Origin of the sequence: Cryobacterium arcticum (genome assembly GCF_003185895.1) — a bacterium.
In the GTDB taxonomy this organism is placed as follows: domain Bacteria; phylum Actinomycetota; class Actinomycetes; order Actinomycetales; family Microbacteriaceae; genus Cryobacterium; species Cryobacterium arcticum.
In genome coordinates this window covers 354,412-373,567 of sequence record NZ_QHLY01000012.1, presented here as the reverse complement: position 1 = coordinate 373,567, position 19,156 = coordinate 354,412, and the positions used below count along the sequence as shown (strand labels likewise).

The 19,156-nt window shown below is 70.6% G+C and carries 16 protein-coding genes; 5 read left to right on the top strand and 11 right to left on the bottom strand.

Annotation, left to right across the window (positions count from 1 at the left end):
* Nucleotide 1: 1 nt before the first annotated feature.
* The 5 genes from CTB96_RS11405 to CTB96_RS11385 all read right to left on the bottom strand — a co-directional run bounded on the left by CTB96_RS11405 (nucleotide 2) and on the right by CTB96_RS11385 (nucleotide 6,192).
* Nucleotides 2-847, bottom strand: coding sequence for a MurR/RpiR family transcriptional regulator (locus CTB96_RS11405; protein ID WP_248283345.1), 846 nt, complete (start codon nucleotides 845-847; stop codon nucleotides 2-4).
* Nucleotides 844-2,121: an allantoate amidohydrolase gene (locus CTB96_RS11400; RefSeq protein WP_110127024.1), complete on the bottom strand. Its 1,278-nt coding sequence runs from the start codon at nucleotides 2,119-2,121 to the stop codon at nucleotides 844-846. The genes CTB96_RS11405 and CTB96_RS11400 overlap by 4 nt, the downstream gene beginning before the upstream one ends.
* A complete protein-coding gene (locus CTB96_RS11395; RefSeq protein WP_110127023.1) occupies nucleotides 2,118-3,308 on the bottom strand; it encodes a pyridoxal-phosphate-dependent aminotransferase family protein in 1,191 nt (396 codons plus the stop codon). The genes CTB96_RS11400 and CTB96_RS11395 overlap by 4 nt, the downstream gene beginning before the upstream one ends.
* A 180-nt stretch (nucleotides 3,309-3,488) precedes the next feature.
* On the bottom strand, nucleotides 3,489-5,105 hold the full coding sequence (locus CTB96_RS11390) for an AtzH-like domain-containing protein (protein ID WP_110127022.1): 1,617 nt from the start codon (nucleotides 5,103-5,105) through the stop codon (nucleotides 3,489-3,491).
* The gene (locus CTB96_RS11385; protein WP_110127021.1) at nucleotides 5,098-6,192 is read right to left on the bottom strand and encodes an acetamidase/formamidase family protein; all 1,095 of its coding nucleotides are present in this window, start codon (nucleotides 6,190-6,192) and stop codon (nucleotides 5,098-5,100) included. The genes CTB96_RS11390 and CTB96_RS11385 overlap by 8 nt, the downstream gene beginning before the upstream one ends.
* Nucleotides 6,193-6,338: 146 nt before the next feature.
* Here CTB96_RS11385 and CTB96_RS11380 point away from each other — a divergent pair, with 146 nt between their 5' ends.
* Complete coding sequence (locus CTB96_RS11380; protein ID WP_345788780.1) at nucleotides 6,339-7,055, top strand: YoaK family protein; 717 nt, start codon at nucleotides 6,339-6,341, stop codon at nucleotides 7,053-7,055.
* Between the two features lie 94 nt (nucleotides 7,056-7,149).
* Here the strand turns inward: CTB96_RS11380 and CTB96_RS11375 are convergent, their stop codons facing one another.
* From CTB96_RS11375 to CTB96_RS11365, 3 genes are read right to left on the bottom strand one after another with little or no spacing between them, the layout of a single operon-like run.
* The gene (locus CTB96_RS11375) at nucleotides 7,150-7,767 is read right to left on the bottom strand and encodes a hypothetical protein (RefSeq protein ID WP_110127020.1); all 618 of its coding nucleotides are present in this window, start codon (nucleotides 7,765-7,767) and stop codon (nucleotides 7,150-7,152) included.
* Nucleotides 7,768-7,790: 23 nt separating this feature from the next.
* Nucleotides 7,791-9,902: a primary-amine oxidase gene (locus tag CTB96_RS11370; protein ID WP_110127019.1), complete on the bottom strand. Its 2,112-nt coding sequence runs from the start codon at nucleotides 9,900-9,902 to the stop codon at nucleotides 7,791-7,793.
* 58 nt (nucleotides 9,903-9,960) lie between these two features.
* On the bottom strand, nucleotides 9,961-11,439 hold the full coding sequence (locus CTB96_RS11365; protein WP_110127018.1) for an APC family permease: 1,479 nt from the start codon (nucleotides 11,437-11,439) through the stop codon (nucleotides 9,961-9,963).
* 225 nt (nucleotides 11,440-11,664) lie between these two features.
* Here CTB96_RS11365 and CTB96_RS11360 point away from each other — a divergent pair, with 225 nt between their 5' ends.
* Entirely contained in the window at nucleotides 11,665-13,182 is a 1,518-nt protein-coding gene (locus tag CTB96_RS11360) for an APC family permease (protein ID WP_248283344.1), read from the top strand.
* Nucleotides 13,179-13,916, top strand: a complete 738-nt coding sequence (locus tag CTB96_RS11355; RefSeq protein WP_248283343.1) for an IclR family transcriptional regulator — start codon at nucleotides 13,179-13,181, stop codon at nucleotides 13,914-13,916. Before CTB96_RS11360 ends, CTB96_RS11355 begins: the two co-directional genes overlap by 4 nt.
* A 2-nt stretch (nucleotides 13,917-13,918) precedes the next feature.
* On the opposite strand, the gene CTB96_RS11350 is transcribed toward CTB96_RS11355, so the two are convergent.
* On the bottom strand, nucleotides 13,919-14,767 hold the full coding sequence (locus CTB96_RS11350; RefSeq protein ID WP_181397239.1) for an HNH endonuclease family protein: 849 nt from the start codon (nucleotides 14,765-14,767) through the stop codon (nucleotides 13,919-13,921).
* Nucleotides 14,768-14,841: 74 nt separating this feature from the next.
* Between CTB96_RS11350 and clpS the strand changes: the two genes are divergently transcribed.
* A complete protein-coding gene (gene clpS / locus CTB96_RS11345; protein WP_219993260.1) occupies nucleotides 14,842-15,126 on the top strand; it encodes an ATP-dependent Clp protease adapter ClpS in 285 nt (94 codons plus the stop codon).
* A 10-nt stretch (nucleotides 15,127-15,136) separates the two neighbouring features.
* On the top strand, nucleotides 15,137-15,655 hold the full coding sequence (locus CTB96_RS11340; RefSeq protein ID WP_110127016.1) for a DUF2017 family protein: 519 nt from the start codon (nucleotides 15,137-15,139) through the stop codon (nucleotides 15,653-15,655).
* Here CTB96_RS11340 and CTB96_RS11335 read toward each other — a convergent pair.
* Nucleotides 15,637-17,016 (bottom strand): nucleotide disphospho-sugar-binding domain-containing protein, encoded by a 1,380-nt coding sequence (locus tag CTB96_RS11335; protein WP_110127015.1) that lies wholly within the window; start codon nucleotides 17,014-17,016, stop codon nucleotides 15,637-15,639. The two genes, CTB96_RS11340 and CTB96_RS11335, sit on opposite strands and share 19 nt — an antisense overlap.
* Nucleotides 17,013-19,148, bottom strand: a complete 2,136-nt coding sequence (locus CTB96_RS11330; RefSeq protein WP_110127014.1) for a glycosyltransferase — start codon at nucleotides 19,146-19,148, stop codon at nucleotides 17,013-17,015. The genes CTB96_RS11335 and CTB96_RS11330 overlap by 4 nt, the downstream gene beginning before the upstream one ends.
* Between the last annotated feature and the right edge of the window lie 8 nt (nucleotides 19,149-19,156).

The window sequence follows — 19,156 nt, the reverse complement described above, 5'->3', positions numbered from 1 at the left end:
CTCACCAGGGCGCTTCGAGTTCCTCGAGATCCTCGTAAACGCTGGTGATCGCCGCGATCCGGGTGCGGCTCTCCCGCACCTGCGCGCCCATCGCCCCGGTGGCCAGCAGGTTCACCAGGCTCATCGCCGTGGCGTAACTGTCGAACGCCGAGACCGAATCCACCGGGCACTCCAGCCAGTGCGTTGCCTGGTCGGAGTACTTGCGGGCCGAGGAATCCGCGATCAGCACCAGCGGGATGTCCCGGCGGCGGATGGCAGCCACGAGGTCACCGAAACCCTCCATCCGGCGGCGAAACCCCATCAGGACCACCACATCCCGCGGGCCGAGGCCGGCGAGTTCCTCCCCCAGCGACTGGCCGGGCAGCGGAGCGAGGCGCACGTGGCCGCGGGCCTGCACCAGTTGTTGGCGCAGGTGCAGCGCCAACGGGTAGCTGTTGCGCAGCCCCACGATCACCACGTTCTGGGCGGACTGCACCAACCGGGCGGCGGCATCGAGCCGGCCGTCTTCCAGCGTGAGCAACAGCCGCCGCAGGTTGTCGTGTTCGGCCTCGGCGTGCGCGGCCAGACGTGACGGCGTACCGGCGGATGCGCCCGGACCGCCGAGCGGGGCGCCCAGGCTGCGGAGGGCCCGGGCATGCTCACGCACCTCCGCCGAGTCCTGGAAGCCGAGCCGGCGGAACAGCCGGGAGACCGTGGCCTTGGACACCCCGCTGAGCCGGGCCAGCTCCGAGGCGTTGTACACGGCGAGGTCGCTCATGTGGTCGAGGATGAAGTCCGCGGCGCGCTGTTCCTGGGGAGAGAGCTCGCCATAGCGTCCGTCGATGCGCTGGCCGATGTTCATCGTCATGCGGCACCGTCGTGGTCGGCCAGGGTCAGAACGGCCGCCTCGAATGCATCCAGCGCCCGGGCCACGTCGGCCTCTATGACGGATTCGTCGGGGTGGTGGCTCACCCCGCCGGCGCAGCGCACGAAGAGCATGCCGATCTCGGTGAGATGGCCCACGGCCATCGCGTCGTGGCCCGCCATCGACAACAGTTCCAGCGGCGCACGCGACGCATCCGCGGTGCCGTCGCCTGCAGCACGGATGCCCGCACCGATCACCGCACGCAACCGGTCGCTGCAGTGCGCGGCCGGCGCCGCGTGGGTCTGCTCGACCGCCACGTGCAGGCCGCGCGCGGCGCAGATCTCCTCGAGCAGATCCTCGATCCGTTGCCAGGCGGCGTCACGGTCGGCGTCGAAGCGTCCGCGCAGGTCGAGGCTGAACTCCGCCCGGCCGGCGATCACGTTGACGGCATCGGGGAACACCTCGAGGTGCCCGACCGTGGCGATCAGGTCGGCGTCGCGGGCGAGCCGTTCGATGGCGACGATGGCTTCGCTGGCTCCGGCGAGGGCATCCCGGCGGTGCGCCCACGGGGTGCCGGAGTGACCGGCCTTGCCGGTGATGGTGATCTGGAACCGGCGGGCACCGGCGATCGACGACACGATGCCCAACGGCCGGTCCTGCTCCTCGAGTACCGGGCCCTGCTCGATGTGGGTCTCGAGGTAGCCGACGAAGTCATTGGAGCTGCGCGCGGCCCGGCCCACGGCGGCCGGGTCGAGGCCGAAGGCCACGAACGCTTCGTGCAGGGTGGTGCCGGCTTCGTCGGTCAGCTCCCACCAGGCATCCAGCCAGGTGCCGGCCAGAGCCCGACTGCCGAGCAACGCCGTGCCGAAGCGGGTGCCCTCCTCGTCGCCGAAGGCCACGACCTCCAGGGCGAACGGCAAGGTGCGACCGCTGGAGCGGATCCGATCCACCACGGCGATGGCGGTGAGCACACCGAGGATTCCGTCGTACCGGCCGGCCGAGGGCACGGTGTCCAGGTGCGACCCGAGCAGCAGCGCGGGCAGCCCCGGCGTTGCGCCCTCGAGGCGGCCGCACTGGTTGCCCGCGGCGTCCTGCCAGGTGGTCAGCCCGGCCTCGCGCATCCAGCCCGCCGCGAGGGCGTTCACGGCGGCATGCTCCGGCGAGAGGTAGACCCGTTCGATCAGGCCGTCGGGCAGGCTGGAGTGGGTGGCGAGTTCGTCGCAGCGTTCCAGCACGGCGGCAGCACTGGTGCGCAGAGCCGCATCCCGGGGGGTCATGAGCCCGCGGCATCCTGGTAGACCTCGTAGGCGGCACCGACGCCGCCGCCACCGGTCACGGCCACGCCGGCCCGGCGCAGCACCTGCTCGAGCGCGGCCAGGGTGGTGAGCACGGAGTCCTTGCGGGCGTTGTACCCCATCGTGCCGATCCGCCACACCTTGCCGTGCAGCGGGCCGAACGAGGTGCCGATCTCGATGCCGAAGTCGTTCAGCAGCTCACCGCGCACGGCGTCACCGGTCACGCCCTCGGGGATGTGCACCGCCACCACGTTGTTCATCCGGTGGTCCAGGTCGCCGAAGACGCCCAGACCCAGGCCCTGCACCCCGGCGAGCATCGCGGCGCCGTGCAGCCGGTGCCGTTCGACGGCTGCGTCGATGCCCTCGTCCACCAGCAGCCGGGCGCATTCGCGGGCGCCGTAGAGCATGGTGGTGGCCTCGGTGTGGTGGTTGAGCCGTTTGGGCCCCCAGTAGTCGAAGATCATCGACAGGTCGAAGTAGTTGGAGCGGATCGGGTGGGCGCTCACGGCGTCCCCGGCCTCGCGGATGCCGGCTTCGATGCTCTTGCGGGCATTGATGGCCTCGACCGCGCGGGGCGAGAACGTGGCCGGTGCCGAACCGGATGGGCCGCCCAGGCATTTCTGCAGGCCGGCCGTGACGGCATCCAGCCCCCAGGCATCCGCCTCGAAGGCGTTGCCCGCCAGAGATGCGGTGACGTCGGTGTAGAAGAGCACGCCGTACCGCTCGCAGATCTCGCCGAGTTCGTCGAGCGGCTGGGCCACGGTGGTGGAGGTGTCGCCGTGCACGATGGCGAGCAGAGCTGGCTTGGTCTCGCGGATGGCCTGCTCGATCTGGGCGGGCGTGAACACCGTGCCCCACTCGATCTCCCGCACGTGCACCTCGGCGCCGGCGCGTTCGGCGATCTCGCGCAGCAGGTGGCCGAACCGGCCGAAGATGGGCACCAGCACCCGGTCGCCGGGGCTGATCAGTGACACGAGTGCCGCCTCGATGCCGGCCCGGGAGGTGCCGTCGATGAGCAGGGTCTGCTCGTTCTCGGTCTTGAAGACGCCGCGGTACAGCTCCATGGTCTCGTTCATGTACGCCGTCATCGACGGGTCGTACTGGCCCACGAGCTGGGCGGACATGGCGCGCAGAATCCGCGGGTCGGCGTTGACCGGGCCGGGGCCCATCAGGAGGCGGGGCGGCGGATTGATCGGAAGACTGGAAATGGCTGTTTCACCCCTCGGCAATTCTGAATCATGTGTTTCAGGTGCTCAGTTTACGCAACAGGTGTTTCAGCCATGTTTCCAGTGGTTCTCGTCCCCGATCCGTCGACCGAGTCCCCCGGCCGGCCGGCTCAGCTGGCCCGCTCAGCCGGCCAGGGCGGCCCCGATGTCGATCAGCGCCAGGTCGCTGTATCGCGGACCCACCAGGCAGAGCCCGAACGGTGCGCCGTCGATCTCGAACAGCGGTACCGACAACGCGGGGTACCCGCCGATGCCGGCCAGGCTGGTCATCGAGAGGGTCGCGGTGCGGGTGGCTTCGATCTCGGCCGGGCCGGCGTTTCGTGCCGGCGCGGTCGACGACGCCGACGGCAGCAACAGGATGCGCCCGTCGAGCACCGCGTCCAGCCGTGCCCTGGCCGCGGCCAGCTCGGTGCGGGCCTCGGCCTCCGCGGTGGCACCCACTCGGGCCGCAGCGGCGAACCGGCCGGCAATCGCCGCGCCCAGCGCTCCCGGGTGCGCGGTGACCCAATCGCCGTTGGCTAGCCAGGCTTCGGCGGCCTGCACGGCCCGGAAGATGCCCAGCGCCTCGGCGAGGTCGCCGACGTCGACGAGATCCGGTGCGTCGATCCGCCCCGCGCGGGTGAGCCGGTCGAGGCCGTCGACGAATGCGGCCTGAACGCTCTCGTCAGCGGCGAAGACCAGCGCGGCCGAAACAGCGAACCGGGGGGGCACCGGCACCTGGAGCGACGCGTCGAGTGAGGCGGCCGCTGCCGCACGCAAGACGCCGGGGCGGCGGGTGAGCCAGCCCACGGTGTCGAACGAGGGCGCAAGCGGCAGCAGCCCGGCCCGGTCGACGGCGCCGTGGGTGCTGCGCAGCCCCCAGAGTCCCTGGTACGACGCGGGCACCCGGATCGAGCCGGCGGTGTCGGTGGCCAGCCCGATGCTCGCCTGGCCGAGGGCCACTGCGGCGGCCGGTCCGCTCGACGACCCGCCGGGCAGGCCGCCGGGCACCCGCACGTTCGGCGGGGTGCCGTAGTGCTCGTTGTCACCGGCGATGCTGTACGCGAACTCGTCGGTCTGGGCGATGCCGCGCACGCTCGCGCCGGCACCGAGCAGGACCGCGACCGCCGGGGCGGTTTCGGTGGCCGGCCGGGCTTCGCGCAGGTAGGCCGGGTTGCCGGCGCCCACGGTGAAACCGACGATGTCGTAGAGGTCCTTCACGGCGATGGTCTCGCCGGCCAGGGCACCCGGTGTGGCGCCGTCGGCCGGGGCGTCGGCGGCCACGAGCGGGTTGCCCACCAGGCGCCACACGGTGGGGTTGATCGCGGCCGGCGGGGCGGCCACCTGAGCGGCCTCCACCTGCCAGGCGCCCGTGTCACTCACGGTCCAGAGCTGGGTCACCAGGCCGGCGCCGCCGGCATCCGGGGCGTTCACCGAAACGATCAGGGCATGCCCGGCGTCGATCACGCGCACGTGCAGGCTCCGGATGCTCCGGGCCACGGTTCCGCTGCGGGCCCCACGAAAACCGCTGATCGCGTCGTGGCCCACCAGCAGGCCGCTCGCATCGCCGCGCAGGGTATGCTCGCCCGGCGCGAAGTAGGCGTCGAGCGCGGCGAGGTCGTTCGCGGCCAGGGCGTTTTCGTAGCCCGCGAAGGCGGCCAGGAGGCCGTCGGGCAACTCGCCGGTCACGCTGGTCGGAGTCGGCAACGCCGGTGCGGCCGGCTCAGGCAGTGCCGGCTCAGGCAGCAGCGGCTCAGACATCGAAGTCCGCCACTCGGATGCGAGCGTGCACGCCGGTGACCAGGTCGACCACCTGCGAGATGTTGAAGTCTGTGGCGGCGCTGAGGTAGGCGTAGGCCAGGGTGCGGTCCATGCCGTACCGCGCGGCGAGCAGGTCGATCGCCGCGCGCACGCATTTGCGCACGGCCTCGTCGAGGTCGGCGTCCATGCCGGTCGGCACCAGGAACTCGGTCGTCTCGGCGAGCGGCCCGGCCAGTTCGCCGAACGCGGCGATCGCGTCGGCCTGGGTCACCACGTCGAAGCGGAGCGTCACCCGCAGCGACGCTTCCATGGCCGTGAGCGCCACCTCGCCGTCGCCCTGGGCGAAGTGCGGGTCGCCCACGTAGGCCAGCGCGCCCGGCACCTGCACCGGCAGGTACAGCGCGCTGCCCACCGTGAGCAGGTTAATGTCGATGTTGCCGCCGTGCGCGCCGGGCGGCACCGAATGCGGGCGCACGTCGCCGGCGACGGCGACACCCATGATGCCCAGGAACGGCCGGAGCGGGAAGTGCACGCTCCGCGGCCCGCCCGGCACCAGCGGGAGAGTGCCGACCTGGCCGGCCCCGGTGTCGTCGAGGGCGGCGAAGACGCTCACGTTGGCCGCGCCGAGCGGGTACTCCCCCGGCAGCGCGCCGCGGCCGTGCCGGTTGGAGATCACTCCGTACGGCACCCGTGGTGTGGCCTCGAGCACCGTGATCTTGAGCAGGTCGCCCGGCCGGGCGCCCCGCACGTGGATCGGCCCGGTGACCAGGTGCGGCCCGTCCACGGCGGCCTCACGGGCGCTGACGGAGGCCAGCAGCACGGCGTCGTCGAGCACAGCCGTGCGCTCGACGCCGTGGCCGGCGAAGAAGGCCACCGGGTCGCTGCCCTGGTCTTCGAGCACGCCCTCGTGGCTGATGGTGTCGATGGTGACCTCGGTGCCGGCGTCGATCGTGAGCACGGCCGCATCCGTTGCGCAGGGCAGCCGGCCCCAGAGCACGGTGTCCGGCGTGGCGGGCAGGTACTGCGCGGCACGGATGGGCCCGGTGCCGGGCTGCAGGATGTCGAATGGCTGGACGTCGACTGGCATGAATGCGCCTTCTCGGATCGTGGATGAGCAACCGGCTCGGTGATGGCCACGTGGTCGGCACATCTTCCGTTGGTCGAGAGTAGCGCCAGTTTTGCGCCCAGCCCGACAGCCGCTACCGTGACAATTCCCGAGCCGATAGGACCGCCGTGCCCTCCACTCCCGTCATCCACCGTCTGCGCAGCAAGCCCGATCACCTGCACCTCGGCCTGATGCTGGCCCTCACCTTCTCCACCGGTGTGGCGGATGCGGTGGGTTACCTCGGCCTCGACAAGGTGTTCACCGGCAACATGACCGGCAACGTCGTCATCCTAGGCATGGCCATCGCCGGCGCCGACGACCTGCCGGTGGTGGGCCCGCTCATCGCCCTGTTCACCTTCATGGTCGGCGCCGCGGTCGGCGGCCGGGTGCTGCGGCACGTGAAGGTCGGCTGGACCACGGAGTCGACGGTGCTGTTCGGCGCGGTCGGCGTGATCATGGCCGTTCTGGCGGTGTTCTTGTTCGTGGTCGGCGGCACCCCTCCGGCACCGTTCGACCTGATCGTGACCGGTTTCCTGGCCGCCGTGATGGGCCTTCAGGCTGCCGTGGCCCGGCACATCGCGGTGAAGGACGTCACCACCGTGGTCGTCACCTCCACCATCACCGGCTTCGCCGCGGACTCCCGTTTCGGCGGCGCCAAAAACCAGCCCTGGTTCCGCCGACTGGCCGCGATCGTGCTGATCCTGGCCGGCGCCGGTGTGGGCGCCCTGCTGCTGATGGTGCACATCGGCTGGGGCATCGCCCTCACCGCGCTGATCACCCTGGTCGTCACCGCCATCGGCCACGTCGCCGGCCGCCCGCACCACGCCCCGGCCCCGGTTGCATAACTCCTGCTGGATTCCCCGATCGGTCTCAAACCGGCCGCTGGGGGCCGTTCGGCGGAGAATTGCAGGAGTTGTGCACCGGCCAACGGGGTAGCGCTCAGCCGAACGGCATCACGGCCATTGCGGCCGTCATGACCGACATGCTCAGCAGGTTGCCGCGCTCCGACCGGCTGCGCCGGCCGACCAACACCATGGCGGCGGCGGCGAGCACGAACAGCGCCCCGGCCACGCACACCACGGCCACGAAGATCGATACCGAGTGCGGATGCGTCAGGCCGGCCATCGCACCCGACCCGCCCGCTCCCTGGCCACCGGTTGCCGACCCGCCGGTCATGGCCGAGCAGAGCGCGATCTGCCCGGCCACCACCACCAGCCCGAGTTGGTGCAGCAGGTGCAGGTGCCGACGGTCCGCGACCGCGGCGGCGTCCGCGGGAATACCTCCCGGGCTGGCACTGGCCGATGAGACCACATGCGCCTCCGTCCGGCGCTCCCGCCACCGGGCGGCACCGGCGGCCACCATCGCCCAGCCGAGCAGGATGCCGGTCCACCCGAGTGGCGGCAGGCCGACCAGCCCGAAGGCCAGGTCGGCCATGGCCGCGACCATCAGCACGGTGCCGCCCACGGCCGTGACCGACCGGGTGCGCCGGCTGCCGAGCACGCAGCAGAGGCTCGTCGCCGCCGCCACGATCATGATCAGGTGCAGCGCTGAGATCACGGTGTGCTCCTCCGGCCGCTCGGTTACTCGTCGTGGGCCGCGTGGCCGGCGCAGGCGCAGCCGCCCGCTGCCGGAGCCGCCGAAGCAGCCGCAGCCGAATCGGCCGGAACACCGGCAGCGGCACCATGCGCCGCGTGCACCTCTGGGTCGCCGCCGTGCGAGCAGTGCGCCACCGGTTCGTTGGCCGGCACGTTCAGGGTCGGGTTCTTGCCGAAGAAGCCATAGGGCTTGAGGGTGAATTTGGCATAGTCCACCGGCATCACCGGCCAGTCCTCCACCCGCGGAAAGTGGGTCGGTCCGAAGGTGTGCCAGAGCACGATGTCCTCACCGTCGATCGGAGCGTCGTCAGCGATGTACTTCGTGATGCCGTCGCCGCCCGGGTTCTGGTGCACGAAGTCGCCGGCGGCGTACTGCTCCGCCGGGTCGTAGCGGGTCACGAAGAGGTGTTTGGTGGAGAACTCCGCCCGCTTGGCGATCGACGACTGCGGGTCGGCCATCAGGGTCGGGTTGGCCTCGGGCAGCAGGGCGTAGCCGGTGGGCCGGCCCATCCGGTTGGTCTTCTCGGTGTTCACGATGTGCCAGGAGCGGGCCACGGATGCGTCGGCGACGCGGCCGGAGCCGGCCTCACCGGTGAGCCGGGTGCTCTTCATGGTGAAGGCGTTGCCGTGTTCGTTGCCGGGGCCCATCGGCAGGCGCACCGCTTCGATCTCATCGACGGCGTTGGCCAGTCCGTCGACGGTCATGTCGAGCCGGGCACTGAACAGGTGCTGGTGGTACGGGGCACCGAGCCCCGGAGCGACCTCGCTGGCATACGGGTAGTCTGCTCCCGCCTCGACTGTGGCACCAGGGGCGGCCACACCCGGGTAGGCGCTGGTGAACAGCACCCCGGTGAGCTTGGCCTCGCATTCGATGGTGCCGTCCAGCGACAGGTACCAGTAGAAGCCGTAGTCGTAGTTGCCCACGGTGGTGAAGAAGCTGATCACCAGGCGGCGCTGGCGGCGCACCTCGTTCGCGCCGGTGAACAGGTCGCCATGCTTCCACAGCGTTCCCACGTCTTCCTCGTGCATGCAGATGCCGTTCGGGATGGTGAACGGGTTGCCGAGCTCATCGGCCAGCACCGCATCGAAGTACTTGATCTCGCCCACGCAGTCGCAGCCCAGGGCGAGCGAGTTGGTGTACCGGCCGAAGAGGTACTCGCCGGTGTCGAAGTAGTTCTGCCAGAACCGCACCGGCGACGGGTCGCCGTAGGGCACCAGCATCTCGTTGATCGACGCCCGGTAGACGATCGGACGTTCCTCGCCGGCATCCGTGAACGAGAGTTGGCGCAACACCAGGCCCTCGCGGGTGTCGAAGCCCACCTGGAATTTCCAGTTCGCCCAGGTGACCCATTCACCGTCGACGGTGAAGCTCGGCCCCTCCGGCTGGGTGATCACGATGGGCTTGAGGGTGGTGAGCGGTTCGCCCTGCACGGCCGGGTCGTCGAAGTTGCCGCCCTCGGCGGGGATGGCCAGGGTGGCCGCGTCGATCAGCCGGGTGATGGTGCCGGCCGCGGTGTCCACATAGGCGCAGAGGCCGTCGACGGGGTGCGCCCACGGGTGGTCCGTCGGGTAGTCCTGGCGGAAGGCGAGCACCCGCACGATGCGCCGGCCGATCTCCTCCGGGTAGTCGTAGAAGCCCGCCGACAGCGGCACCACCACGACCTCGTCGATGCTGGTGCCGCGCTCGGCGAGGGCGGCGACCCAGCGCGGGTCGGCGTTGACGATGCCGGCAATCGCCTCGAACTCGGTGTCGAGAATCGGCAGCTGCCCAGCCGAGCCGTCCAGCACGTGGGTGCTCTCAATGACACCGCATCCCAGCGACACCACGTTGTCGGTGGAGCGTCCGGTGGCCATGTCGAGCAGCATGACCCGTGCCTTCCGGTCGGGCAGCGCCCCGGTGCCGGCCTGCCAGGCGAGCACGTCGCGTTTGTGCGGTTCGGACAGGCCCACGTAGGCGAACCGGGTGGTGTCGGTGAAGTCGGGTGCGGCCACGATGATGTCGCGGATGGCGGTGAACTCCGCGGTGCTGAGGCTGCCGAGCGGATGCGGCGTTGCCGGGGCAGCCGCGCCGGTGAGGGTGAGATCGGTGATGGTCATGTGTGATACTCCTGTCGAAACGGGGGTGTGCGGGTGCGAGGAAAGTGGTGGTGGCGGGTCAGGCGCCGATGGCATCCGTGATCTGCTCGTACACGGCCGGGTTGTTGCGCTTCAGCCAGAGCGCCTGCACCAGGCCGACCAACGGGAAGAGCACGATCAGGCCGAGCAGCACGGCGGTGAGGGCGCCGAAGGTGGGCTCGCCGTTGGCGTCAACGTCGCCGACCAGGAACGGGAAGTTCACGCCGATCATGACGGCCGAGATCAGCAGGCCCACGAAACCGAGTGTCGGGGCGATCACGGTGTTCCAGAGCCGGCGGTCGCTCCGGGTGCGGGCGAAGTAGACCACGACGGCGATGCTGGTCACGGCCATCAGCAGGGCCACAGACAGGGTGGCGACACCGGAGAACCAGGTGAACACCTGCAGCACGGGGTCGAGGCCGAGAACCGCGAACAGGACCACGAGCAGGCCGGCCGTGATGGTCTGGACCACCGATGACACGTGCGGGGCGGAATGCTTGGAGTGCACGGCGGAGAGCGAGTGCGGCAGCACCTTGGCGGTGGACATGGAGTGCTGGTACCGGGTGATCACGTTGTGGAAGGAGAGCACGCAGGCGAGCATGCTGGTGATCAGCAGCACGTTCATGACCAGTTCACCGACCGAGCCGAGGTAGGTGAGCGTGGTGATCAGGATCATCGCGCCGGGGTCCTGCGCCGCCTGCGCGACCACCCCGTCCGGACCCCAGGCCATCACGAGAGCCCAGGAGGCGAGGGTGTAGAAGATGCCGATGCCGATGACCGCGACATAGGTGGCGCGCGGAATCGTGCGCGCCGGGTCCTTGGCCTCGTCGCGGAAGATGGCGGTCGATTCGAAGCCGATGAACGCGGCGATGGCGAACATCAGGCCGACGGAGGGCGAACCGCTGAGCACGTTGTTCGGTTCGAACGGGGCCAACGACAGTCCGTCGGCGCCGCCGGAGATCACCACGGCGGCCACGAGCACCAGCACGATGCCGACCTCGCCGATCAGCAGCACGCCCAGCACCTTGGAGCTCAGGTCGATGTGACGGAAGCCGAGCACCCCGACCAGGGCCACCACGACCAGGGAGTACAGATACCAGGGCAGGTCGGGGCCGCCCAGGCCGGTGACGGTGACCGAGAGGATGTACCCCACGTAGCCGTGCACCGAGACCTGGATGGTCGTGTAGGTGAGCAGCGCGAGGAACGCGGTGGCCAGGCCGGCGGGCTTGCCCAGGCCGTAGTTGACGAAGGTGAAGAAGGCGCCGGGCTTGGGAACATGCCTGGTCATCGCGGCCAGACCCACGGCGAAGAACAGCAGCACGATCGCGGCGATGGCGAACATGGCCGGAAAGCCCACCCCGTTGCCGAGCAGGATGCCCAGCGGAGCCGCGCCGCCGATCACGGTGAGGGGTGCGGCGGCCGCCACGACCATCAGCACGATGGCGGTGACCCCGAGCGAGCCGGTGAGCTTTCTCGGCGGCGCGGCCCCGACGGCGGTCGATTCTGTCGTTACGGTCATGGCGACTCCAAACTGGGCGGATGCGGGTGAGCGAATTCCTTCAGCCTGCCGAGGCCCTGTTGCGCCCCGGTCTCCCGCAGGTAAAAGCCAGTTCGCCCGCGAATGGGACCGTTCGGGCGGGTTGTCTCATTTGGCGGACACATCCCCGAAACATCGACGTCTCCGCGCGGCAATCGTGGCTGGCTACCGTGGGCACCTGCCCGATCGGCAGGGAAGCGAGGGGCCATGAGCGCCACCGGGATGTCCGCCCTGGAGCGGGCCATCGTCGACCCGCAACCGGTGGCCGGGATCGAAGCGCGGTCGCCGGTCGACGGGCTGAACCGCCGCAGCGTCGGCTTTCTCGACGTTCTCGCCCAGTCGGTGTCGGCGGTGGCCCCGTCGGCCGCTGCCACGACCATGCCGCTGCTGGTGGCGATGGTCGCCGGCGGCGCCACGGTCTGGGCGCTGCTGGCAGCGATGCTCCTCGCCCTGCTGGTGGCGACCACGGTGAACCAGTTCACCCGGCGCATCGCCGCCACCGGGTCGCTGTACACCTTCGTCGCGCACGGCCTGGGCACCACGGCGTCCTTCGTCACCGGGGTTGCGTTGTTGGTCGGCTACGGCTTCGTGGCGATGTTCGCTCTGGGAGGCGCGGGCTACTACTTGGCGATCGTGGCCTCGAGATTCTGGCCGGCGCTGGCCGGCACCGTGCTCGTACCGGTGCTGCTGATCGTGCTGATGGCCGCCGGCTGCCTGTATCTGCTGGTGCGAGGCATCCGCGTGTCGACCAGGGCCACGCTGCTGGTGGAATGTGCCTCGGTGGTGATCATTCTCGGGCTCGTCGTGGCGCTTCTGGTGATGCAGGGCCCCAGCCTGGACTGGTCGGTGTTGAACCTCGCCGGCGCGGAGCCGGCCGACTTCGCCGTAGGCGCGGCCATCGCCCTCACTGCGTTCGTCGGGTTCGAGAGCTCGGCCACCCTGGGTGTGGAAGCCAGGCGGCCGTACGCGACGATCCCGCGCGCGGTGACCTGGACCGTGATCGGCTCCGGGCTGCTCTACCTGCTGGCCGCGTTCAGCCAGCTGGTAGGTTTCGCCTCGGTGGGCGGCAGCATCACCGGCAGTTCCTCCCCGGTCAATGACCTGTCCGCGGCATACGGCGTCGACGCGCTGGGCCTGCTCCTGGACGGCGGCATTGCCGCGTCCTTCCTGGCCTGCGCGATCGCGTCGATCACGGCTCTCGTGCGGGTGCTGTTCTCGATGGGCCGGGAGGGCCTGGTGACCAGCGCCTTCGGTCGCAGCCACCCGCGGCACCGCACCCCGTACTTCGCGATTCTGGTGACCGTGCCTGTCCTCACGGCCGCACTGATCGGCACCATCCTGCTGGCCGGCGGGGTGTGGCCGGCGATGCAGATTCTCATCGTCGGCGCGGCCGGCGGGTACATCACCGCCTACATCCTCACCTGTGTCGCGGCTCCGGTCTTCCTCTGGCGGATCGGCGAGCTCACCCTCTGGCCGCTCGTGCGGGCGGCGGCCGCCACTGTGCTGCTGAGCGCCGTGCTGGTGGTCTACATCGGCGTTGAGGCCACATCGACCCGGTCGGCGGGCGTGTGGGTGTTCCTGGCGGTGCTGGCCGCTGGCACGGCCTACGCCGCGGTACGGCACCGGCGCCGGCCGTGGCTGCGGAATGTCGTGGGCATCTACGACGTACCGGTGACCGGCGACGTGCTCGGCACCATGGGGCTTGAGGACCGGGCCGCTCCGTGACCGCCGAGGCCGGCGACCTGCGCGCACGCCAGCCCAAGGCCATCCACAGCGCGTTGACCGTGCTCGAGGAGGTGGCTCGGTGCGGTGCCGGCGTGACCGCCAGGCAGGTCTCCGACAATCTCGGCCTGCCACGTGCCACCGCTTACCGGCTGCTCAACCTGCTGGTGCAAGACGAATACCTGGTGCGGATGCCCGACCTCCGCGGCTTCGCCCTCGGCCGCAAGGTCGTCGAACTGGCCCAGCTCGTTGCGCCTGCCCGGCCCCCGGAGGCGGTGCGGACGGTCCTGACCGACCTCCGCGCCCGGATCCGCGGCGGCGTGCACCTGGTGCGCTACGACCGCGAGGGGCCGCGCATCATCGACCCCGACCCCGACTTCCCGCCGACCGGCGCCTCGGGCGGTGCTCCGCTTCGCACGTCGGCGATGGGACGGCTCCTGCTGGCGGAACGCACCCTCCCCGACGGCCGGCACACCGGAGACCCGGCCTACACCGACCCGCTCACGGCCACCGCGGCTGCCGAGGCCGGCGCCGAGCTGCGCTCCCTCGGCTTCGCCCGCCAGTTCGACGCGTTCAGCGCCGGCAGCGGATGCCTCGCGGTGCCGATCCGGGACCGGGACGGCACCCTCGTGGCGGGCCTCTGCCTGGCCGCGCCCACGGCCCGGATCGAGCAGCCCGGCGACCACCTGCTTCTCCTGCAGCAGGCCGCCCTCACCCTGGCCCCTCTCCTCGCTTAAGTTCAGGCGTCGCAGGTGGCGAGCACGGCGGTCATCGCGGCGCGGTCTTCGGGGGTGACGCCGAGCTCGTAGGCGACGAACACCGGCACCAGTTTGTCGATATACCAGCACTGCAGGCTGGTGTCCGCGGGCAGGTCGTCCCAGGCCACCCGCTGGCCCAGGTCGTGCCGGTCGGACACGTCGGGGTAGAAACCGGGCAGCCAGTCGCTGGGCAGGGAATCCGACTTCGAGGAGTTCTCCGAACCCTTCACCGCGAGCAGGTTGACCGGGTCGTTCGCCAGTGCCTCGCGCTTCTCGGCCGGCCAGGCCTCTCCCCCGGTGGCGTACACGGCTTTCAAGGGCAGCAGGTGGTCGATCTGCACCTCAGCCGAGGTGTCCTGGCCGCGTTCGAAGTCGATGGTCTCGCCGGTGTACGGGTCGGTGAGGATGCCGGAGAAGACCCGGCAGCTGCCCGGGTCGATGTCGGCGGAGGTGAGATCTCTGGTGAGGATGTCGTTGCGGGTGTCGCAGCCGTTCTGGTCGAAGTCGAACGCCCAGGCGTCACCGAACAGCTCCTCCCGATTGCCGGCGTAACTGCCGTCGTCGGTGTACACCGCATCGGGCAGGGCGGCAAGGAGCGCGAGCGCCTCGGCGCTGGAGAGCGTGGATGCCGGCACGGCGGGAGGAACGGCAGTGCCGCCGTCGACCGAGGAGTCCTGGCCGGTGCCGCTGGAATCAGTGTCGCCCCATTCGCCGGAGAGGTAGCCCACCCCCGACACCAGGGCGATGGCCACCACCACGAGTAACAGGAGCGGGCGGGTCCGCCGGGTGCGAGTGGTGCTGCGGGGGCGAGCGGTCGGGCGGCGGCTCATAGCTGGTGTCTCACGGTGTCCCCATCTTGTCATGTGGTGGTGGAACTATCCGCCCGCGCGTGTGAGGCTTAAGCGTGCCCAAAACCGACGAACGAGTGCACCTCGACGAGGCCGTGTCCCTCGACCGGCCGTGGGTCACCGTGGTCTGGGACGACCCGGTCAACCTGATGTCGTATGTGTCCTACGTTTTCCGCAGCTACTTCGGCGTGCCCGCCGAGGAGGCCGAACGGCTCATGCTGCAGGTGCACAACAACGGTCGGGCCATCGTGGCCACCGGCAATCGCGAATCGATGGAGCGCCACGTCGAAGCCATGCACGGGTACGGCCTCTGGGCCACCCTCGACCAAGCGGAAGAGTGAGCGCACAGTGATGGAATTCAGCCGGGACGAGTCCGGAACGGTCTCGGCGATGTTCGAACCCATCGAGGTCGACCTGCTTCGCCAGGTCTCTGGCCAACTCATCCGCATGCTGCAGAGCATTGACACCGAGAACCCCGAGACCTTCACGCTCTCGAATGTGAGCCGACTGCTGCCGGCCGCCTACCCGGACGACGCCGAGGCCAGCGCCGAATTCCGCCGGTTCACCGCCGACGGCCTGCTCGAGGGCAAGATCGCCAATGCCGGCACAGTTCTCGCCGGGCTCGGTGACGAACCTGTGCCGGATGCCACGCTGCACGACCCCCTGCCGGTTCCGGTCGTGCTGCATCCCGCCCAGGTGCAGTCGTGGCTGCGCACCCTCACCGACCTGCGCCTCGTGGTGGCCGACCGGCTGCAGGTCGACCCGAACGGGGTCCCCCAGTTGCACGATGAGGAGTCCCAGGTTCTGGGCGACGTCTACGACTGGCTGGGCATGGTGCAGGAGTCGCTGGTCTACGCGATCGACGCGTAACCGTCGTCGTCGTCCTCGGCCGGTTCGCTCTCGGGCAGCTCAGCCAGCTGCGTGAGCGCCGCGTAGGCGCGTCTTGGCCCGGCACCGTCGGCAAGTGAGGCGCTGAGCGCCCGCAGCCGCTGTCGCGGTTCCCCGGTCAGCGCGAGCAGTGTCGCGGCGGCCTCGCGCAACTCGGACGGGCTCGCCGTGTTGGGATCGAGGGAGAGCGCGAAGCCGGCGTCGTCGAGGGCCGCGGCCCCGGCGAACTGGTCGGTCGAGAAGGGCAGCACCAGCAGCGGAACGCCGGCCGTCATGGCCTCTGTCACCGAGTTGTTCCCGCCGTGGGTCACGGCCAGGGCTGCGTGGCTGAGCACCGCCACCTGGGGTAGGAAGGATCGCACCAGCCAGGTCGCCGGCAGGGGGCCGAGGGTGGCGGCATCCGTGGATCCCACCGCGATCGCCACCCGCAGGTCGTGCCCGTCGTACTGCAGGCTGCGCAGCGCCTCGGTCACCCGGGCGAGCACATCATCGCGCACCGACAGGAAGCTGCCGAAGCTCACGTAGACGATCGGGGTGTCGCCGGCCTCGTCGAGCCACCGGGTCACCTCGGGGTCGTCGGCCTCCGTGCGCACCGCGGAGCCGAGGAAGGCGTGCTCCGGCAGCAGCGCCGTGCGGGCCGGAGAGTGCAGTTCGGCCGGGTAGTTGAGCAGCAGCACGTCACCGGACTCGGTGAACGCGTCCCCGCTGGGCGGAGCAGCCGGGTCCAGCTGCAGAAGAGCGTCGTTCCACTGCAGGGTGAAATCATCGCGCACCCGTTCGCAGAGTTCCCGCAGCCGCACCAGCTCGAGCGGGTCAGGGGTGAAGGCGGCCGGCCACTGGGACGGGTAGCCGTAGACCTCGTCCCCCACCGGCAGGGCGGTCGGATGCCCGAGCACGACATCGGCATGCCGCACGCCGGCGCTGATCAGGGCCAGCCTGGCGCTGAAGGCGAGGTGGTCGACGATCACGTGGTCCGGCCGCACCTCCGCCACGATGCGCTGCACTTCGCGTGCCACCGCGACCGGGTTCCAGAGCAGGTCGCTGCTGCGTGCTTCGGCCTGGAACCGCAGGGTTTCGACAAGACCGACCCTGGTGGCAGCGAAGAAGCCGCGCAGGGCGTCATCCTCTCCGGTGGGCTGGTCCTCGGCACGGATGGTGCCGGGGTTCGACCCGCGGCCGAGCTGCAGGTTCACCCGCTCGAAGCCGAACTCGGCCACGATCCCGGCCGTGGCCGGCCCGCTGGCCACCACGACGCGTTCCCCCTTGGCCTGCCAGGCGGTGCCGAGGGTGGCGAGCGGAAAGAGGTGCGAGGCGTAGTCGGGGCTGATGATCAGGAGGGTCATGAGGCGCTCAGCGCCAGGTCGAGCGCGTGCGCTTCGGCGACCGAACTGTAGACGTCGGCGAGCGTTGAGGCCATGGCCTGGATCGCGAAGGTGCCCGCGACCATGTCCGCGGCCTTCTCGGCGAATTCCTCGCCGAAGGGGCCGGCGGCCAGGTCGAGTGCCTCACGGATGCCGCCGGCCAGGGCGGTGGTGCTGCTGGTGTTGACCAGGAAGCCGGTGGTGCCGGCTTCCACGTAGGTGGCCGGTCCGCCCTTGTCCGGGGCGACGACGGTGAGCCCGGTCGCCATGGCTTCCAGCAGGGCGATACCGAATTCTTCCTTCATGCTCGCGCAGACATACACGCCGTTCGGAGCGGCCAGGCCGGGTCGGCCGTGCCTGGTGGCGGCCAGCCACCGGGCCACAGAGTCGTTGGCGCGGTGCCCGGCGAGCAGCAGGCCGTTATCGGACGCGGCGGCTCGCGGTACGACGGCATCGATGAGGTCGAGTTGGCCGCGCTCGTCGACCGATGGGGTGACCAGGTCGCCGCCCACGATCAGCAGATTGCAGCGCTCCCGCAGGGCGGCATCCGCTGCCCAGGCCTGCACCAGCGTCGCCATGCCCTTCACCCGGTGCAGCCGTCCGACGGTGACGGCCAAGGGCAGGTGGCGGCGGTGCGGCGGCAGGGTTTCGAGCAGGGCGTCGAGGTCGGCGAAGTCGGCCGGGTCGGCGGTGAGCGCGGCGGCCACGGAGCGTTCGATCACGGTGAGGTCGATGCCCTCGGCGACGACGGAGTGGCGTTCGGGATGCGCCGTGATGTCGATCCCGACCAGCTCGCGCATGTCCCGTTCCAGCTCCGGCCTGGGGAACAGCACCGTGCGGGCGGCATCGGCGGCCAGTCGTTGCACCAGGCGGGCCCTGAACCAGAAGTGCTCGACCTCGTCGACGGCGCCGAAGTTGGCGCGGGTGAGCGAGCCTGCTCCCTCCATCGCGCTGATCACGCTGTGCGGGTCGGGGGCAACGGTGAAGACCACGGGGATCTCGAGTTCCCGGGCGACGGTTGACGCGGCGAGGGTGCCGACGTCGGCCATCCGCAGGTGCATCACATCCACGGTGCCGGCTGCGCGCAGGATGCGCCGGATGCCGCGTTGCACGGCCACCCGGCGCGGCCAGGAGTCGGCGGAGGAGATGGGGGCGCCGAGGAACGGCACGGTCGCGAAGGCATGCCCGGGCAGGGTGGAGCTCACCTCGGGCAGGCAGGCCAGTGCATCCGCTGGGCCGCCGCGGGACAGGGTCAGCACCCGGTCGACGCCGGCGTCGGCCACGAGGGAATCGCCCAGGCGCACGAGCAGCGTGGCGATGCCGCCGTTGTCACCGGCGCCGACCTGGCTGAGCTCACGGTCGATGTCGGCGTGCAGGAAGAGCTGGGCCACGGTCTGGCCGCGGCTCCACGGCGCCCGCGGGTAGGCGGGAACGGTGAGGTCGAGCAGGGCGAGCCTGGCCACATCGGCCAGTTCGTCGTCTCCCCGGGCGAGGTCGCTGACGAGGGTGATGACGGCATCGGATGCGGGCCGGTCGCCGAGCGCGGCGACCGCGGCGGCACGCGGTTCAAGGGCCTCGGCGGCGTCGCCGGCAATGCGGCGGAGCAGGCGCTGCGGAATGCGGCCGGCGATCAGGCCGATGGTCTCGACGAGGCGGGCGCGGGCGCCCGGGTCGGCGACGCCGAGCATGCCGCCCTCTACGGCCAGGGCCACGTGCTCGGGGGCGGATGCCGCCCACTGCTCGAGGGTGCGCTGGGCGATCATTCCGGAGAACCCGCCGCCGACGACCATTCGCACGAGCCCGCCGACGGCGTCGAACCGGGGCAGCCGGGTGCCGAAGGCCCAGGCGGCGTGCTCACGAAGGAACGCGGCGTCGTGCTCGAGCAGTGCGACCAGGACCTCGTCCGCCGCCTCGTCGAACACCTGGGCCAGCGAGTGCACGGCCGCGATGGCGGTGAGCTGATCGGTGGGGTCGAGCGCGGCCTGCGCGAGCAGCCGCACGGCCCTGCTGCCGCCATCGCGGCTCGCCTCGATGGTGAGATCGTCGGCCGAGCGGATGCCGGCCAGAATGCTCTCGGCCTGTCGCATCGAGTCCAACGCAGTGTGGGTTCCCACAGTGTCTC

Excerpts from the sequence above, each read along its gene's own strand:
- CTB96_RS11390 (WP_110127022.1), bottom strand. The coding sequence starts at position 5,105 with ATGTCTGAGCCGCTGCTGCCTGAGCCGGCACTGCCTGAGCCGGCCGCA.
- CTB96_RS11385 (WP_110127021.1), bottom strand. The coding sequence starts at position 6,192 with ATGCCAGTCGACGTCCAGCCATTCGACATCCTGCAGCCCGGCACCGGG.
- CTB96_RS11395 (WP_110127023.1), bottom strand. The coding sequence starts at position 3,308 with ATGGGCCCCGGCCCGGTCAACGCCGACCCGCGGATTCTGCGCGCCATG.
- CTB96_RS11350 (WP_181397239.1), bottom strand. The coding sequence starts at position 14,767 with ATGAGCCGCCGCCCGACCGCTCGCCCCCGCAGCACCACTCGCACCCGG.
- CTB96_RS11360 (WP_248283344.1), top strand. The coding sequence starts at position 11,665 with ATGAGCGCCACCGGGATGTCCGCCCTGGAGCGGGCCATCGTCGACCCG.
- CTB96_RS11405 (WP_248283345.1), bottom strand. The coding sequence starts at position 847 with ATGACGATGAACATCGGCCAGCGCATCGACGGACGCTATGGCGAGCTC.
- CTB96_RS11340 (WP_110127016.1), top strand. The coding sequence starts at position 15,137 with ATGGAATTCAGCCGGGACGAGTCCGGAACGGTCTCGGCGATGTTCGAA.
- CTB96_RS11335 (WP_110127015.1), bottom strand. The coding sequence starts at position 17,016 with ATGACCCTCCTGATCATCAGCCCCGACTACGCCTCGCACCTCTTTCCG.
- CTB96_RS11370 (WP_110127019.1), bottom strand. The coding sequence starts at position 9,902 with ATGACCATCACCGATCTCACCCTCACCGGCGCGGCTGCCCCGGCAACG.
- CTB96_RS11365 (WP_110127018.1), bottom strand. The coding sequence starts at position 11,439 with ATGACCGTAACGACAGAATCGACCGCCGTCGGGGCCGCGCCGCCGAGA.
- CTB96_RS11400 (WP_110127024.1), bottom strand. The coding sequence starts at position 2,121 with ATGACCCCCCGGGATGCGGCTCTGCGCACCAGTGCTGCCGCCGTGCTG.